General features: G+C 44.5%; 18 protein-coding genes. 15 read left to right on the top strand and 3 right to left on the bottom strand.

The genetic code is table 11. From position 1 onward, the window contains the following. Window positions 1-19 precede the first annotated feature (19 nt). Entirely contained in the window at window positions 20-199 is a 180-nt protein-coding gene (locus HFA01_RS04390) for a hypothetical protein (protein ID WP_146813608.1), read from the bottom strand. A 373-nt stretch (window positions 200-572) separates the two neighbouring features. Here HFA01_RS04390 and HFA01_RS04385 point away from each other — a divergent pair, with 373 nt between their 5' ends. From HFA01_RS04385 to HFA01_RS04375, 3 genes are read left to right on the top strand one after another with little or no spacing between them, the layout of a single operon-like run. After that, the gene (locus HFA01_RS04385) at window positions 573-1,658 is read left to right on the top strand and encodes a hypothetical protein (RefSeq protein ID WP_146813606.1); all 1,086 of its coding nucleotides are present in this window, start codon (window positions 573-575) and stop codon (window positions 1,656-1,658) included. Between the two features lie 39 nt (window positions 1,659-1,697). Beyond that, window positions 1,698-2,174 carry a GNAT family N-acetyltransferase gene (locus tag HFA01_RS04380; RefSeq protein ID WP_146813605.1) on the top strand — a complete coding sequence of 159 codons (477 nt, stop codon included), beginning with the start codon at window positions 1,698-1,700 and terminating at the stop codon, window positions 2,172-2,174. Between the two features lie 52 nt (window positions 2,175-2,226). Further along, window positions 2,227-2,598: an FAS1-like dehydratase domain-containing protein gene (locus tag HFA01_RS04375; RefSeq protein WP_146813604.1), complete on the top strand. Its 372-nt coding sequence runs from the start codon at window positions 2,227-2,229 to the stop codon at window positions 2,596-2,598. Between the two features lie 121 nt (window positions 2,599-2,719). Here the strand turns inward: HFA01_RS04375 and HFA01_RS04370 are convergent, their stop codons facing one another. Further along, a complete protein-coding gene (locus HFA01_RS04370; protein ID WP_146813603.1) occupies window positions 2,720-3,472 on the bottom strand; it encodes a DeoR/GlpR family DNA-binding transcription regulator in 753 nt (250 codons plus the stop codon). A gap of 180 nt (window positions 3,473-3,652) precedes the next feature. Here HFA01_RS04370 and HFA01_RS04365 point away from each other — a divergent pair, with 180 nt between their 5' ends. The 12 genes from HFA01_RS04365 (at window position 3,653) to HFA01_RS04310 (ending at window position 16,462) form a co-directional block, all read left to right on the top strand. Then, window positions 3,653-4,363 carry a ribulose-phosphate 3-epimerase gene (locus HFA01_RS04365; protein ID WP_146813601.1) on the top strand — a complete coding sequence of 237 codons (711 nt, stop codon included), beginning with the start codon at window positions 3,653-3,655 and terminating at the stop codon, window positions 4,361-4,363. Further along, on the top strand, window positions 4,356-4,916 hold the full coding sequence (gene hxlB / locus HFA01_RS04360) for a 6-phospho-3-hexuloisomerase (RefSeq protein WP_146813599.1): 561 nt from the start codon (window positions 4,356-4,358) through the stop codon (window positions 4,914-4,916). The genes HFA01_RS04365 and hxlB overlap by 8 nt, the downstream gene beginning before the upstream one ends. Window positions 4,917-5,163: 247 nt before the next feature. Continuing rightward, on the top strand, window positions 5,164-6,327 hold the full coding sequence (locus HFA01_RS04355; protein ID WP_146813598.1) for a mannitol-1-phosphate 5-dehydrogenase: 1,164 nt from the start codon (window positions 5,164-5,166) through the stop codon (window positions 6,325-6,327). A 20-nt stretch (window positions 6,328-6,347) separates the two neighbouring features. Beyond that, entirely contained in the window at window positions 6,348-6,788 is a 441-nt protein-coding gene (locus tag HFA01_RS04350; protein ID WP_146813596.1) for a PTS sugar transporter subunit IIA, read from the top strand. A 62-nt stretch (window positions 6,789-6,850) separates the two neighbouring features. Next, window positions 6,851-8,299 (top strand): PTS mannitol transporter subunit IIBC, encoded by a 1,449-nt coding sequence (locus tag HFA01_RS04345; RefSeq protein WP_281290444.1) that lies wholly within the window; start codon window positions 6,851-6,853, stop codon window positions 8,297-8,299. 164 nt (window positions 8,300-8,463) lie between these two features. Next, window positions 8,464-9,450, top strand: a complete 987-nt coding sequence (locus tag HFA01_RS04340) for a Gfo/Idh/MocA family protein (RefSeq protein WP_146813594.1) — start codon at window positions 8,464-8,466, stop codon at window positions 9,448-9,450. A gap of 156 nt (window positions 9,451-9,606) precedes the next feature. Further along, window positions 9,607-10,263: a methanogen output domain 1-containing protein gene (locus HFA01_RS04335; RefSeq protein WP_246139269.1), complete on the top strand. Its 657-nt coding sequence runs from the start codon at window positions 9,607-9,609 to the stop codon at window positions 10,261-10,263. 138 nt (window positions 10,264-10,401) lie between these two features. Further along, window positions 10,402-11,346, top strand: coding sequence for an esterase/lipase family protein (locus HFA01_RS04330; RefSeq protein WP_146813590.1), 945 nt, complete (start codon window positions 10,402-10,404; stop codon window positions 11,344-11,346). Between the two features lie 381 nt (window positions 11,347-11,727). Further along, the gene (locus HFA01_RS04325) at window positions 11,728-12,936 is read left to right on the top strand and encodes a Bcr/CflA family efflux MFS transporter (RefSeq protein WP_146813588.1); all 1,209 of its coding nucleotides are present in this window, start codon (window positions 11,728-11,730) and stop codon (window positions 12,934-12,936) included. A 553-nt stretch (window positions 12,937-13,489) separates the two neighbouring features. After that, window positions 13,490-13,963: a hypothetical protein gene (locus tag HFA01_RS04320; RefSeq protein WP_146813586.1), complete on the top strand. Its 474-nt coding sequence runs from the start codon at window positions 13,490-13,492 to the stop codon at window positions 13,961-13,963. A gap of 254 nt (window positions 13,964-14,217) precedes the next feature. Then, on the top strand, window positions 14,218-15,318 hold the full coding sequence (locus tag HFA01_RS04315; RefSeq protein ID WP_146813584.1) for an NADH:flavin oxidoreductase: 1,101 nt from the start codon (window positions 14,218-14,220) through the stop codon (window positions 15,316-15,318). Window positions 15,319-15,460: 142 nt separating this feature from the next. After that, the gene (locus tag HFA01_RS04310; RefSeq protein WP_146813582.1) at window positions 15,461-16,462 is read left to right on the top strand and encodes an aldo/keto reductase; all 1,002 of its coding nucleotides are present in this window, start codon (window positions 15,461-15,463) and stop codon (window positions 16,460-16,462) included. A gap of 200 nt (window positions 16,463-16,662) precedes the next feature. On the opposite strand, the gene HFA01_RS04305 is transcribed toward HFA01_RS04310, so the two are convergent. After that, window positions 16,663-17,511, bottom strand: a complete 849-nt coding sequence (locus HFA01_RS04305) for a hypothetical protein (RefSeq protein ID WP_146813580.1) — start codon at window positions 17,509-17,511, stop codon at window positions 16,663-16,665. Window positions 17,512-17,686 lie beyond the last annotated feature (175 nt).

Genomic DNA, 17,686 nt, shown 5'->3' with positions numbered 1-17,686 from the left:
TTGGAGAATCGCCTGTTCTTTATGCGTCTTTTTGAGTCAATTGATGATCATTGTTTCCACATTCCGGACACTGCGTCCAAACAACATAAGCCGTTTTATCTTCAAATTCTTTCGGAACGACTTTGATTACCTTTAAGGCATTATGGTAGCAGCTTGTGCATCTTTCCATGATGGACTGCCCCACTTTAAATTCTGACATATACTCACTCCTGATCACTTATTTCAAATGAGAGTACCGAAGTCTCAAGAGTTTTTCTAGTATAACGTCTATAAGTGGATGAGTCAAAATGAAGAAGTCTCGCAAACCCTTGAGCTTGGACAGCCCTACTTTATAAGGAAAGCCACGAGGGTCCTTCTGCAAGGGAAGCTTATGGTCGTCCATATTGAACAAGGTAGAAGTATAGTGGAGATAGAGCTCTTCTGAGGAAGGGGCTCTTTTTTTATTCAGATAATTAGGAATTATATGTTAAAATATTGAAGGATTAACTGCTCTGTAACAAGAGAAGGACATGTTTTCTTGTGACCGTTAACCAAGTGACGCCACGCGTCGGGATGAAAAAGGAGAGGAAAACATGGAATTTTTGACCATACAATCAGTCACAGAATTGGAACAGATCAACCGTGCGCTGGAAAACGAAGGGGTAAACCGGTTGGCAGGAGAATCGGATATCAAACGTTTGGGGGAGGGGGCCTGGCACTATGCTTACTTGGTCGAAGATGATCAGCTAGTCCTCCGAATTCCTAAGAAGTTCGCGTATGATCAAGCCGTTGAATTCAACCGGGATCAATTATCAGCAGAATATGGATCTACCCAAGCTTTTTACAAGATAGCAAACCAGGCGCAGAAAGGCATGTGTCCTGAACACTTCCATTATTTTATTGATGAAGTACTCACCTATACGATTGAATCTTATGTGGGTACAACCGTAGGGATGGAAGGGCAGACATTACAGCAATCGAAGCAATACGGGAGCGAGATCGGCAAGTTCTTCCGCGCTCTTGAAGACATTGATCCTCCTTATGAAGGAATCGGATATTTGGAAGTCGGAGAAAACGGGGAACTAAAAGGCGGTCTCGACATGGACCTTAGCGCGTGTATCGTCGAAGAGAGAGAAGAATATCAAGGAGAACTGGATGCCCTTCTATCAAGTGCCTATACATTCAATAAAGACAAAGTGACTGCCACCGGAAAGGAATTAATCCCCAACCGGTCCATCGACAGGGAGAAGCGGATCCTGACCAATCAGGACTCTTCACCTGAAAATTTGATTTTCACTAAAAGCGGCGTGAAAATGATCGACCCTTTTCCGATCCTTTATACAGGGACATCGCTTGCCGCTAACCATGTGTTCAATTATCAGACCTTTTTCCAAACGGTTTCCGATACTAGGAGATATACAAAAGGGAATTATCATCGCCACGCCCCTCTGTTGAGAGCTCATGCAGATGGATTTGTAGATGGATATACGCAAGGTTCAAAACAGAAGCAGATGGATTTACATATTGAAGTGTTTTTGAAACTTGTCACGATGGCTCATACTCATCTTGAATTGCTTCAGGAAGAAACATTGACAAAGGAACAGATGATCCGGTTTGGAACGAAAGACCAAATCGAAAAGCGTCTGCACATCTATCTGGACGAGTTAGAGAATTTTTGAGCCTGAAAGTGAGCTTGGAAAAAAAGGAGGAGAGGCGCTTTGGAAAAGGGAAACGAGCAGATTTTCACATTGGACATCTTACCTTTATATAAAGCGGTTGAGGACGATGCCAGAGAACTCATATTGGCCGGGTTTTTAGAACGTTTTGGGTTTATTGATCATTCGCTGAACCCCGACTTGAAAGATATGATGGGTACCTATAGTAAGGATGGCTATGTATTCTTTGTTGCTTTTGATCATGGGGAGCTCGTTGCGACCGGAGCCGTTACGAAAGAAGATGACCGGGTAGGAAGAATCGAGCGGATGTCTGTGAAAAAGGCTTACAGAAGGAAGGGCATCGGGCAAAGGATGCTTTCGAAGCTTGAGGATGCGGCTCGATCAAGCCAGTATGAACGACTTGTATTAGAGACGCACAATACTTGGGAAAATGCTGTCAGGTTATATGCATCAAATGGATATCACCTTGTTTCAGATGATGGGCAGCGCTACCATTTTGAGAAAAACTTAGGGCTGTAAGATTTCACGATGAGAATAGGAGTTCAATCCATCATGTAAAGGAGAGAGGTCGATGAAAACAGGCGATGTGTACACGTGGAAGCGTACGTTTACGAATGAGGAAGTATTGGAGTTCGGCCGGATTTCCGGAGATCAAGGGAGACATCATGTGGAACCGGATGACGAAGGAAGGTTGATGGTACAAGGCTTATTAACAGCGACCATCGGAACGAAAATCGGTGGGGATTTGCACTACATCGCAAGGGATATGGTCAGTGAGTTTCTAAGGCCGGTTTTTACCGGGGATACGATTATTTGTGAAGTGACCTTGGAAAAGGTTGCTCAGGCGGAAGGGCACAAAAAAGTGGAGATGAAGTCTGTCTATCGTAATCAAAAAGGGAAAGAAGTATTGATTGGTTCGAGTCACGGAATCATCAGGGATTAATTTATTTATGATGAATGGAAGGTCTGCTTTATGATGAGAGGTTATAAAGAGATCGATGAAAAAAGCCAGCCGGATCGGCTGGCTTTTTTGTGTTTCATTTTTGTAGACCTCAAGACTTTTATTAGCTGTCGATGAGCGTAATGCCCTGTTTTTCATACAAACGTTTAATATCCGGATGCACATTTTCTGTGATTAAGTACGTCAAATGGTCGGTCGGACAAACAATATGGTTGGAAACGGTATCCAGCTTATCATTGGTTACCATGGCTAATACTTCCGTGGAGATAGACGCCATTTTGCGTTTAATCAGTGCTTCAGATGAACGGGGGATACTGATTCCGATTTCAGGATCGATGTTGTAGACGCCCATGATGTATAGATCTGCTCTCATCGTACTCAGCGCTTCATAGGTGTCGATGCCTAAATTCACCATCGACTGTTTAAATAAGGTTCCTCCAATCATAATGACCTCGATCTCGTTGTGATTGGATAGGGCCATCGCGATCGGCGGGCTGTTGGTAATCACGGTCCCTTTTAAAGATAAAGGCAGCTGGTGGACCAGTTGTAAATTCGTTGTCCCGCCATCAATCAACAGGACCATGTCATCTTCAATATAATGTAAGGCTTTGTTCGCCAAATTTGATTTTGTTTCATTGAAAATTTCCCGCCTAGTTGAGAAGTCCTGGACGGGAGGTCCTTTTCTTAATGCCCCACTATGAACTCTTTTGATCACGCCCTGGCTGTCCAATTCTTTCAAGTCTCTTCTAATGGTATCTTCTGAAACAGACAGCCTTCTGCTTAAGTCGCTGGCAATGACTTTGTGCTCTTCATTTACTATATCAATAATGGTTTGCTGGCGTTCTTGTTTAAGCATACACGAAAGACTCCTTCTATGATTTCTTCCAGTATATCACGGATCTCAGCTTTCACAAATCTCAAAACAGCACTAAGATGCAAATAAAAGCAAAAACACGCAAGAAAACGCTTTACATTTTCTTGTTTATGCCTTAATATTTTGACAAAGGCGCATAAACACAAACAAGGAGGCACAAACATGCAAAGAAATATAACGATTGCACCGTCCATCATGTGTGCGGATCTCTGCAATCTTGAGAAGAGTGTCAGAGAGATTGAAGAAGCAGGATTGGATACGTTACACATTGATATGATCGACGGAACCTTCAGCCCAAGCATGCCTTTAGGAATCAATACCATTGAACAATTAAGAAAAATAACGGATATGAAATTCGATGTTCATATAATGGCCAACACGAATGAATTCTTTATACAAGAGATGCTGCGGATCGGGGTCGAACAAATCACCTTCCATGTGGAGACAAGCTTCCACCTTGATCGTTACATCAATTTGATTAAAAAGCATGACACCAAAGTGGGGATCGCATTGAACCCAGCCACACCATTATCGGTCCTGGATTATGTGTTGCCGCAAGTAGACACGGTCCTGTTGATGCTGATCAACCCTGGATTTGCAACAGATAAAGGTGAAAAGCAAGTGTCGTATGCAACGAAAAAAGTAGAGGATTTGGCTAAGCTGATCCGTTTCAAAGATTTGGATACGAAGATTGAAGTGGACGGACGCGTGTCCTTGAATACAATTCCGACACTGGTCAGAGCAGGGGCGGACATCCTAGTTGCAGGAAGCACAAGTTTGTTTGAAAAGAGTAATAGCTTGAAAGATAACAAAAAATTGATGGAATCACTGATACAAGAAGGATTACAAGAGGAGGTTGGAATCAATGGTTAACTATAAGGAAGCAGCAGGAGTCATTACCAATGAAATTACATCCACATTGAACAACGTGGACAGCCAGGAAATTGAACAGTTGATCGAGCAGATCAACCAGGCAGAAAAAGTATTCTTCGTAGGTGTCGGACGAGTGCTTTTATCATTAAAATCCATCGCCAAAAGGTTAGCCCATCTCGGTGTTCAAACCTACGTGGTAGGTCAGATCACAGAACCGGCTATGACGGAGAAGGACCTGCTGATCGTTGGATCTGGCAGCGGAGAAACAGCTTTTCCTCTCATTATTGCAAAAAAAGCGAAAGAACTGAACGCAACTGTCGCCCACATCGGGACGAATCCGAATAGTTCCATGAGTCAATACGCCGATGCGTTCGTTCGACTCCCTATAAGTTCGAATCCAGAAACAGATGAAGAAGTGCAATCCTATCAGCCAATGAAGAGTCTATTTGAACAAAGTCTTCTTCTATTAGGGGATACCATCGCGTTAATGATCGTCAAAAAAGAAAACATCGAACTGCATTCACTTTGGGAATACCACGCGAACTTAGAATAGTAGACGTATTGAAATTCCAAGCCCCTTTGATAGAGGAAAGAAGATCAGAGGGGGAGGCCATGGAATCCTAATCCTTAAGCGAGTCCTCAATCAATCATGAAGCAGTTGAGAAAATATGTAAATTTATACAAAAAGGGTATTTTTCTTTTTTCTCTATAGACGCTCATCCATTGTCCTATTATACTGGTTTTTATGGTTTGCTGACGAATGGACGAAGGAGAAAACCTGACGTAAAGGAGGTCCACAAATGAAAGCGCTACATTTTGGAGCGGGGAATATCGGGCGAGGCTTAATCGGATATCTCCTGAACAAGACGGGATATGAAGTCTGCTTTGTGGATGCAGACCACCAGCTGGTCGAAAGCATCAATGATAACAAACAGTATGTGATTGAGTTATTGGATGAAAACCACACACAGGAGACCGTTTCTCCTGTGAGAGCCCTGCATACAAGTGCTCAGAATGAAATCATCGAAGCTATTTTAGAAGCGGATCTCATTACGACTTCTGTAGGAGCACAGAATCTTTCAAGAATTGCTCCGATCTTATCTAGAGGACTTTTGTTAAGAAAGCAGCAGAGCAAACCTCTCATTGATGTGATGGCCAATGAAAATACCATCAATGCTTCTTCTCAACTGAAAGAAGAAGTGAAAAAAATAGTTTCTGAACAACAAATGGATGAAATCCTATCTTGCGTTGGTTTTCCGAACTCCGCGATTGACCGTCTTTCGCTATCTGAAAAACGGAGGGAAGAGGAGGTCGCCCTTGTTGAACCTTATTATGAATGGATCATCAACCGTTCTGAGATGGTGAATAAAGATCTACCTCCAGTGAAAAATGCCGTCTACGTGGACACGTTAAAACCCCATATTGAGCGCAAGTTGTACATGGTGAACATGGGGCACGCGGCCACAGCGTACATGGGGTATTTGAAAGGTTATCCAACCATTCAACGGGCATTAAAGGATGCCAAGCTGGAAGAGTTCTTAAGAGGAGCCCTTCATGAGTCTGCCCGCTATTTCACCCACATCCATGATATGGACGAAGAGGGGTTGGAAGCGTTTATGGAACAAACCATCAATCGCTTTAAAAATGAGAACATCAGCGACGATGTTTTCCGTGTGGGAAGAGCACCGATCCGGAAGCTCGGGTCAGAGGAACGGTTAGTCAAACCAGCCAAAGTTCTTAATGATTTAGGCCTGCCGATTGAAAACCTGACCACTGCGATCGCGGCCGCGCTTTTATTTGATAACCCTGAAGATGAGGAATCCGTGACGCTTCAAAATTATAGGGAAGATCAAGGAGTCGAAGCGGCCATCGCTCATTTCACTGAATGGAATGATGATACCATTGTATCGAAAATCAAGAATCATTATATGCAATTGAAACAAGAACAACCGCTAAAAAGCTGAATGGAAAGGGTGCTGACAATATGCTAAGCCAACAATTAAAAGGAAATATTCATTTCTTGAATTCTGTAAGTACATGGGAGGAAGCGATCAAAGAATCAGCAGCTCCTTTGCTGGATGATGGATCGATCACTCCTAAATATGTCGAGGATATGATTCAAAACGTTCACGAAAATGGACCGTATATCGTCATCGTTCCAGGAATCGCTATGCCTCATGCCAAAAATGAAGATGGCGTTGTCAAAAAAACAGGGATTGCGCTTCTGAAGTTGGAAGAGGCTGTACCGTTTCCTGAAAACAAAAAGGTCAATCTTCTGTTCACACTAGCTGCTGAAGATACCTCCGGCCACTTAGACTTGATTTCTGATTTATCTTCCTTGCTGATCGAAGATGAGGTTAGAGAAAAACTGGAACAATCGAACAGTGAACAGGAAATCCTGGATCTGCTTCAAACGGTAGAATAAGTCCAGTCTCTTGATCGTAATCGATGATTTTTCATAATTAACATTTGAAAGGGATGAGAAAGATGGCAAGTCCAGCTAAGGCAACAACAGAGAGCAATGTAGTAGACATGAAACGTCCTTCGGCAAGGGCCAGAGTCCAAGCTTTCGGCGGCTTTTTAACCAATATGGTTTTGCCGAACATCGGCGCATTTATCGCCTGGGGTCTGTTGACCGCTTTGTTTATTCCGACAGGATGGATCCCTAATGAGCAGCTGGCGCAAATTGTCGGTCCAGCCATTACCTTCTTACTTCCATTGCTTCTCGCCATAACCGGCGGACGTATGGTCGGGGGCCAACGAGGAGCTGTCATGGGGGCGATCGGGGCTATTGGTTTGATCGTCGGATCCGATATTCCTATGTTCTTAGGCGCGATGGTGATCGGTCCATTAGGCGGCTTGATCATAAAGAAATTTGACCGTGCCGTTGAAAACAGAATTCCTGCCGGGTTTGAGATGATTGTGAACAACTTCTCCCTTGGTATTCTAGGATTCTTGTTAATGATCGTATCGTTCCTGTTTATCGGTCCAGTGATCGAATCGGCGAACAACTTTGTTACTTCAGCCATTGAAGCTTTGGTGGCTACAGGGCTACTGCCTTTGCTTTCTGTGATTAACGAACCGGCAAAAGTATTGTTCCTGAATAACGTGATCGACCAAGGGATTTATTACCCGCTCGGCATGCAGGCGGCAGCTGAAGCAGGCAAGTCCATTTACTTTACTGTCGCATCCAACCCAGGACCAGGCCTTGGCTTGCTGCTGGCGTTTACTTTCTTCGGTAAAAAGACGGCTCGACGGACCGCACCAGGTGCAATCATTATCCATTTCTTCGGCGGTATCCATGAACTATACTTCCCTTACGTATTAATGAAACCCCTTACAATCATCGGTATGATCGCCGGGGGTGCGACAGGGATCGCCGTGTTCAGCGTCTTTGATGCAGGGCTCGTTGCAGGACCAAGCCCAGGCTCAATCTTTGCTTACCTGGGACTCACTCCTAAAGGAAGCTTTATTGGCATCATCGCCGGCGTTCTCGCTGCTGCGGCTGTGACTTTCTTGATCACATCACTGATTTTGAAAATGGAGAAGAATAAAGATGAGGAAGAAGATGAACTTTCTGATTCCATCGAAAAATCGAAAGCGATGAAGCAGCAAGGAAAACAAGTGGCAAGCAGCAGTAAAAAGGAAGAAAAGATTGATAAAATTTCCTTCGCGTGTGACGCAGGTGCAGGAAGTAGTGCCCTGGGTGCCACGACCTTCAGGAAGAAATTGCAAAAAAGAGGAATCGAAGGAATGGAAGTCAAACACTACAGAATTGAAGATGCCCCACAAGATTCGAACATTATCGTCGTTCATAAAGATCTCTATGACCGGGCGAAACACGCGCACCAGGATAAAGAGATTATTACGATTGAAAACTATATCAGTGATCCAAACCTGGAAGAATTGCTCGACAGGTTGGAGAGCGGGAAGTGATTGTGTATAGGCAGTCTCGAAAAGAAGGTTCATTCGTGAACCTTCTTTTTTGGTTGTTAGTCCCCTGGTATATTGATCTTTGAGTTATTTAGTGTCAGTCTCCCCTTTAGGGGGGTATCGCCCTTTAGATAGTAAAACCCTTAAAGGGAAAAGGAGGAAATGAGATGAACCACATACGATGGGGAATCATCGGCTGCGGAAATGTTACAGAAGTTAAAAGTGGACCCGCTTTTCAGAAAGTCGATCACAGCAGCCTTGAAGCTGTGATGAGAAGGAATGGGGAAAAGGCGAAAGACTATGCCGAACGCCACGGTGTCCCTAAATGGTATGATCAGGCGGAAGCGTTAATTGAAGATGACGAAGTGGACGCGATCTATATTGCCACACCTCCTTCCACCCACAAAAAATATACACTCATGGCAGCCGAAGCTGGGAAGCCGGTGTACGTGGAGAAACCGATGGCGAATAATTCAGAAGAATGCAGGGAGATGGTGCACGCCTGCGAAAAGTATGGGGTCCCATTATTCGTCGCTTACTATCGAAGGTCTCTTCCAAGATTTCTTAAAGTAAAAGAGTTGATTGAGAACGGCTCCATTGGAGAGGTTCGGTTTGTATCAATTCAGCAGACGCAACCGATCGTTCAAAAAGATGAGGACGGGAATTGGCCTTGGCGAGTGATCCCGGAAACAAGCGGGGCCGGGTTATTCTACGATGTAGGCTCTCATACGCTGGATCTATTTGATTTTTTACTCGGACCGTTGAAAGATGTAAAAGGCTCTGCCTATAATCTGGCCGATTCCTATCCTGCGGAGGACACCGTAAGTGGAGTATGGAGATTTGAAAGCGGCGCTGTCGGCACAGGAGTATGGAATTTCTCTTCCTATAAAAAAGAGGACGATAACCGCATCGTCGGGACGAAAGGAGAAATTCAATTTTCTACGTTTGATGACAAGCCGATTCTACTCTCATCGGAATCTGGTGAAGGATCCTACGATGTGGAGCACCCTGAACATATTCAATATCATCACATCCAGACAATCGTCCATGAATTGCTGGGGGAAGGGATGTGTCCAAGCACAGGTAAGACTGCTCTCAGGACGAATGAGGTCATGGAAGCGCTCGTGCGTGAGTATTATGAAACAACCAAATAATCAACAGGCCGTTTCGTGTAGGGTAAACATGGAGCGGCTTTTTTGTGATGGGCCGATACCAACTACATATGAGAAATCTGTCGTTTTTTTTTATTAGGAACCCCCTCCTCTATCATCTATAATAAAAATAAAGAAAATAGGAGAGAGGAGATTGCAATGAAGAAGCCGATGAAACTTTCAGGGACGATATTCTTGTCGAAACTCATTGCACAATACGCTTACCTGCACAGCCGTACGGTTGGATCTAAAGCTGAGGAATATATCCGCCAATTAGGAATCAAAACGGGGGAATGGTTTGAAACCTTTTACGATGAGAAAGGACAAGCGTGGACACCGGATCAATATGCCCATGTAATCGTCGACTTGAAAAATTCAATCGGTGGCCATTTTGAGATCTCTGAAGTCTATGAAGATCATGTCATTGTAAAAGCATCCGCCTGTCCCTTTGGGGGGGCTGTGCACGATGCTCCTCATTTATGTATGATGACGTCCAGTGTTTTTGGTGGGATCGCATCCAGAAGAATGGGGTACGGAAAAGTGAACTTACGTAAGCGGATTTCGGCCGGGGATGGGATGTGTGAAGTTGCGATCTTCTTTACACCGACAGAAGAGGAAGGGCTCATTTATGAAGATATTCCAATCACACCTGAACAAGGAGATCCTTTTGCATGGGAAGAGGAGACGATCACCGCTCTAGGGAACGAATTATGTAAGAGCGATGACATGGTGATGGAATTACTTGGAGAATTGGAGCGGCTTCGTACGGAAGTCGAGGAATTGAAGAGTAAAGTTCCATCATCCCCTCATCATTGAATCTTTTCATGGACATGTAAGTGGCTAAGTAAATAGATCATGCGAGTATAATCTAGTGAGCCTGATGACCAGCTTTGTAAAAATGTTTCCCTTCTGCTTTTCATATAGTTTAAAAAGTGATGGATAGGAGGAGAAACAATGAGGACAGATCACACTCCCTTAATTGTAATCCCGGGGTTATTTGGATCAATGAGTAATGAGATCATTCCTGGAACAGGCGGATGGAGTTTTGGTCTTGCCGGGATGGTCTATGAACCGTTTGTTCTTATGTTGGAAACGATGGGGTACCGTAGGGGTGAAAACCTGTTCATCTGCTTTTATGACTGGAGTCAGAAGATCGAACATTCCGCGAGCCATTACTTGGCAAAAACGGTGACTATGGCTAAACGGCAGACAGGAGCGGAACGTGTGAACCTCATCAGTCACAGCATGGGAGGTTTAGTCGCGAGAGCGTATGTGCAAGGGGACGAATACCAGAATGATGTCGATCAGCTGATCCAGCTTTGTACCCCTAATGCTGGCTCTGCGCCGAACTATAGCTATTGGGCAGGAGGAGAACTGCCCACAGGAGAAAAGGGTAAAATCAACTTCGTGCACTTTTACATGCGGTGGTACTTGGAGTATCTGAGACATCATTACAAGGGGAGCCAGATGGACGTGATCCATAGGCATTTTCCGGGCTTATTAGATATCGTGCCGGGGAGCGATTACCAGAATTATTTAATTATGAAGGAATGTAACAACCGGGCTCTTCTTCCTTACACTCATATGAAGACGACCAATGCTTTTCTCGATTCGTTGAATGCTGAACGCTCAATCCTTGATCAGCGGAACATCGATGTGACAGTCATCGCAGGGACGGGGGAAGAATCGATCAAATACTTGGAAGTTGTCCCCTATACAGGAACGGGAGCGTGGGTGGATGGCGAGGTCACCGCTGCTGCCTATACGAATGAGGGAGACGGGGATGCTATTCAAGAAAGTGTGTTCTTGCTCGATGGGGATCATTATACGGTTGAGGGGACACATATTGAAGTCCTCTACAAATCTAAGGACATCCTTCGTCCCAAGATTGGACGATAGGGATGATCGTAGTATTCCAAGATTCAAACGTTTTCTTTCCTCGGAGCGCAGGTAAATCGATCATGGATGTTTGTACTTCTTGTCCTCGATAACCAATGATGCGTATGATCAATGGTAAAGTAGATAAGGATACAGAGAGGGGAGTCATCCCTCAGAATAGAAGAAAAGTATGGAACAAGAAGCGCCAATCGTGACGATTGGCGCTTCTTTATGGTTGAAGAGAGAATCTCTTTGCTCCGAACCGGACAGAGATTTTTTTGCGCAGGGATAGACTTCAAGAATGAATGAAGATAAAATTAGTAGTTTAACAGCCTGAAGAACTTGGGGATGATATTCAAGAAGCTCTTAGGTTGTAGATTGAATAGAAGAAGGTGTTGAACGATGTTACATAATCCAAAAGGGAAAGAAAGAATAGGTCTCGCCTTTTTACTTGGGATGTTGGGCATTCTAGGTCCATTGAACATTGATATGTATCTGCCCAGCTTTCCGGGCATCGCTTCTGATTTAGAAACCAATGCATCTCTCGTCCAGCTTAGTTTGACGACGTGCTTGATTGGTCTTGCCGTTGGTCAAATCGTCGTAGGTCCGATCAGTGATTCACAGGGGAGGAGGAGGCCACTCATCGTTTTCCTGTCTCTCTTTGCGCTGGCTTCGTTCCTATGTGCGCTTGCCCCGAATATCCTTGTGCTCGTGATTGCTCGTTTCCTTCAAGGATTCACGGCTTCTGCGGGTGTCGTCCTTTCACGAGCGGTCGTGCGTGACGTGTTTTCAGGAAGAGAGCTGACGAAATTCTTCGCCTTACTGATGGTGATCAATGCAACAGCACCAATGATCGCCCCGATGACGGGTGGGGCAATCCTGCTTCTACCTTTCGCGACATGGGAAACGATTTTCTTCTTTTTGAGTATCGTAGGGATCGCGATCGTTTTGACAGTCGCAGGAAAATTACCGGAGACCCTTCCTGTAGAGAAGCGGATCCCAAGCTCTGTAAAAGAATCGATTCTGACCATCGGCCGTCTGCTGAAGGACCGTTCGTTCATCGGGTACGCGCTCACGATCGGTTTTGTCCACGGCGGGAGCTTTGCGTATGTATCGGGAACGCCGTTTGTCTATCAAGGGATCTACGGCGTGTCTCCTCAAGCGTTTAGTATTTTATTTGGGATCAATGGCCTCGCAATCATTACAGGGAGCTTTTTAGTCGGTCGTCTCGGAGGAATTTTCCATGAAAGAAGTCTCCTGCGGACGGCTGTACTTGTTGCCGTAAGTGCAACGGGTTTCCTTTTAGTGATGACAATGGTCGAAGGACCTTTGTATGCCATCGTTATTCCTATCTTCATCTACATGACCGCCATGGGGATGGTTTTGACGAGTACGTTTACCTTGGCGATGGAGCATCAGGGGCACCGGGCAGGAAGTGCCAGTGCAGTGCTCGGAATGCTGCCATTATTGTTTGGTGCAACGGTTTCTCCGCTGGTGGGTCTTAATGAGACGACAGCTGTACCGATGGGAGCGATCTTATTTACGACAGCTTCCATTGGTGCTGTGATCTTTTTTACGTTGACAAAGAAACCACAACAGGCCACTGCATGATGGTTGTTCAGAATCGGTGCCACCCCCATGCTCTTTTACAGTAGTAAAGGAGCGGGGGCAGGCACCGATTTTTTAATTTAATAAGAATGATGAGACCTTGGGTAGAAATCAGGGGGGTTATAGTAGATCATTTTTCAGAGAGTCCAAATAATCATTGAGCCTATCCGGTTGATTGCCTAGGTTTAAATAAAGTGATGGTTTTGTAGGTTAGTTGAAACGTTACCGATCATTAATCGTATAGTATATGGACTGACTATTCATTTAACGTTTCGTTTTGGAGGTAAATCATGACTGCAATAATCCTATTGGTCGGTAGCCTATGTAGTGTTCTTGCTGTTGGATATGGAAAAGGAGTATGGAAGAAAAAGAGGTGAATATTCTCATATGATTTGATACATAAGAGTGAACGATGTATGATCTTATCACTTTTGTCGTTGTCTGTTAGGAGGAAAAATGATCTTGGAAAAACAGGTAATGATGATCAAAGCAAACAGATGCAGATGAACCAATAAAACTCTGGACTTAACATGAATCAACATGAAAGGAAGATTGCATGAAAAAATTATTATTTATCATCGCTTTACCGATGGTCCTTTTTGGATGTAATTCTCAAGATGGACTGCAAGGGTTTGATAGTAAAGAATTGAATCAAAAGCTAGGAGATGTATCTTTTCAACCTAAACTTCCCACCGAGCTGCCATTCGAAGTGAAGCAAGCCGATTTCAGTCAGCCTCCTGAAGTGCAGCAGTCCGTGAATACATTGAACTTTGACTTTTATGGAGAGGGAAAGGAACACCTAAGTTTATTAACTGTAAATGGGGGCGAAGTAAGTTCAACTTCTGAAGAAGAGTATCAGGACGTAGAAATCGGCAGCGTATCAGGGGCGTACTTTGCTCATGATTCAGGGGATCAAACGTTGAGATGGAAAGAAGAGGACATCCATTATGTTTTAAAATTCATGGGTGACCAGTCTGAGACTGACGTGTCAAAAGAAGACTTGATTAAGACAGCGGAGGCATTTGAATAAGAGGTTGAATCAAGCAAGAGAAGTTTCTTAAAACGTTTGGGGGCGGTTTTTATTTTGAAAGAGTCTGCTCAACCAAAATATTGTTGACTTTATCTCCTTTGCGACGGATTAGAGGAGATCGTGCAATATCTTGATTACGTTTACTCTTTCTTTAAGCGTACACTTAATGGATGTGCTGAGTCGAAACAGATTTCTTTCGTTTCCTTTTTTTATCTGTAATAATGACAGACATCGTTGAAGAAGGAGGCAGATCAATGACAAACCAAACAACAACGAAACCTTTATTTAATACGTTTACGAGTGACAAATTAAACCTTCCGAACCGGACTGTGATGGCACCGATGACCCGTGGGTTCTCCCCTGGGAACGTTCCTAATGAGGAAGTGGCGGCTTATTACCGCAGACGTGCGGAGAATGAAGTCGGTTTGATTATTACAGAAGGAACAGGAATCGACCATCCGGCTTCTGTATCTGGTGCGAATATTCCTGTGTTTCATGGAGAGAAGGCGTTGAACGGCTGGGCGAATGTAGTGAAAGAAGTACATGAGGCCGGCGGTAAAATTGCTCCGCAGCTATGGCATGTAGGAATGACTCGCAGCAAAGGGGACCTTCCAAATGAAGAGGCCATGCCGGTGGGTCCATCAGGCCTGAGCCTGGATGGGGAGAAGGTGACCGAACCATTGACTACAGAGGAAGTAGAAGGCTTAGTAGAATCCTATGCCAAAGCGGCAGCGGATGCAAAGCGCCTCGGTTTTGATGCGATTGAAATTCATGGAGCTCATGGGTACTTGATCGACCAGTTCTTCTGGGAAAACACCAATAAACGCACCGACCGTTATGGCGGGGATTTCGTTGGGCGCACGCAGTTTGCCGTTGAAATCGTAGAAGCATGCCGTCGTGAAGTCGGAGAAGATTTCCCGATCATTTTCCGTTTTTCCCAGTGGAAAATGAACGACTTCCAAGCGAAACTGGTCCACACACCAGAGGAGCTTGAACGTTTCCTTCAGCCGCTTGTTGAAGCAGGCGTGGACATCTTTCACTGCTCGACCCGCAGATTCTGGGAGCCAGAGTTTGAAGGTTCCGACTTGAACCTTGCGGGGTGGACGAAGAAACTCTCAGGCAAACCGGTCATTTCTGTCGGTTCTGTCGGCCTGGATGGTGTCTTCACCGACTTTTCCGGTGCCGGTACAACCAGTCTGGACGGTTTAGTGGAAAAGCTGGATCGTGAGGAGTTCGATCTTGTTGCCATTGGCCGTTCTTTATTGATGGATCCTGAGTGGGTGAAGAAAGTCCATGAAGGTAGAGCGGATGAGCTATTAGCTTTTGATAAAGAAGCTCTGAAAAAACTATATTAATGAAAGAACAGGCGTCCTTTGATCAGGGCGTCTGTTTTTTCTATTTGGCTTAGATCAAAAAAGCTTGTCATCTGTTTTGGACGATTCAAAAGTTTCGTTGTCTTCCATAAAGGAAAAAGTCTAGGACAAGGAGGGACTTTTCATGAAAAAAGTAAAATTAGGACGAAGTGACGTCGAAGCCACACGCATTGCCCTGGGTACGTGGGCCATCGGCGGTACCGGGTGGGGCGGTACAGATGAAGAGCAATCGATTGAAACGATAAAAACAGCGATAGATAAAGGTGTGACCACGATCGATACCGCACCCGCCTACGGGCAGGGGTTATCCGAAGAATTGATTGGCAGAGCGATTGCTCAGTCGGAGGTAAACCGGGAGGACCTTGTTCTGGCAACAAAAGCCGGAATCGATTTCACTGATGACGGCAACTACCGGGATAGTAGACCTGCTCATTTGGAAGAAGAACTGCAGGCAAGCCTGGATCGTTTACAAACCGACTATATCGACTTATATCAAATCCATTGGCCGGATACCGATGAATCGATCGAAAAGACGGCGAAGAAGATGAAAGAGTTTTATGAACAAGGGAAAATCCGTGCCATTGGTGTAAGTAATTTCAGCCCTGAACAAATGGACGAGTGGCAGAAATATGCCCCGATTCATACCTCGCAGATGCATTTAAATATGCTGCAGCGATACTTAATCGAGTGGTTTGAATACTGCCACAACCACGAAATCTCTACGTTATCCTGGGGATCCCTTGCGCACGGCATGCTGACAGGAAAGTATTCCAAAGATGCCTCGTTCCCGGATGATGATCTCAGAAGTAATATTGAATTGTTCCAGGGCGATCGTTTCCCTAGTCTGATTGACGCGGTGGAGGAACTTCAACATTTCGCTGAAAAACGCGACCGTAACATTATCCAGCTTTCGATTCGGTGGCTGCTCGACCATAAACCAGGCGCAGATGTTGCTTTATGGGGCGCGCGTAAACCATCTCAGCTGGATGGTGTCAACGAAACCGACGAGTTCCAGTTGACCAACGATGAGCTGCGTGAAATCGATGATATTCTATACAACCATGTGGATGATCTAGAAAACGGCACGTTAAAAGAATACGGACCGCCTGTTCGTTCAGAATTGTAAAGGTGATTGGACAGCCTTCTTAGTAGGAGGCTGTTTGTTTTTTTAATGAAAAGCCCTCATTGATGTAGGTATGAACACCCGATCCTATAGAGGTTGTCATGTATTCAAGGCTTAACGAAACGCACAGGTTTGTAGAACGCTCTGTTTCGAGATTATCTTTGAAAGAATATTTAATAGAGTTATTTTTTGTGGGAGATGATTTATACGCCATAAAGTACTTGACGAATGTTCTTAGCAAACACAACAGGCTCCTCAATTTTTTGAACATATACATAAGGGAGCATAGGCATACTGCAAGGAAATCCGTCGACTAAGTTACAATAGATTCCAAGGTGTGTTAATTCTGACATGACAACATTTGCATCTTCAAATGGAACAGGGATGCGCCCAATATTGAGTGCGTACCCATGCGAGTCCATACTGACAAAACTAAAGATTCCATCTGTCACCGTCGGGGACTGGGTGGCACACCGGCCTAATATCTTTAATGGATGGTATTGAGGGATGGCGATACTGCAGAAGGATTGCTGAGATGGATATGGGATTAGAAAACCTCCCAGAATGTTACTCGTCTGCTGGCATGTATTTTTTATATTTACAGAGAAAGGCTTATTAAACCGATGAGCGGTTCCAACGGGCAATATATTCAAAACAGGTAACAGGCGATAGGCAAAAAAGATTGGGTTTTCAATACTAGCGACATAAACAACAGGGAGATTTGGTTCACTATATAAATAACCATGGGCAACATGGTGTACAATCCCTTGCTTTACCAAGATGTCAGTAACGGATGCAATGTTCCGCTCTTCAACAGGGATACGTCCGATAATCAGAGCTTTTCCTTGCGCATCGAAATTCCCAAAGTCAAAATAAGCATCCGTCACCATGGTAGAATCAGCTGCCGATCTCCCTAACATATTCACCTCAATACACTGGGCTAGACCAACGGTGCAGAAGGGGGATTGTGGCGTAACGGGTAGGATGGTGTAGCCGCCAATGATGGACGCAAACGCATGACAAAGAGACGGCGTTCCTTTGTAATGATCCATTGTCACACCTCTTTATTCTGATCTGTAAGTGCAAATCAACAAAAAGGAAGCCAGGATTCATCTATTCTGCTCCATGAAATGTTTAATGGGAAAAGTTCATATTGTCACATTATATGTTCAAATTACCTAGCAAATTCTCAAGTAATTATAAATTGGATTTACCATACGCTTAGAG

The sequence above is a fragment of the Halobacillus faecis genome (assembly GCF_007991335.1).
Classification (GTDB): domain Bacteria; phylum Bacillota; class Bacilli; order Bacillales; family Halobacillaceae; genus Halobacillus; species Halobacillus faecis.
The sequence above is the reverse complement of the archived record's forward strand: the minus strand, read 5'-3'. Positions and strand labels throughout refer to the sequence as shown.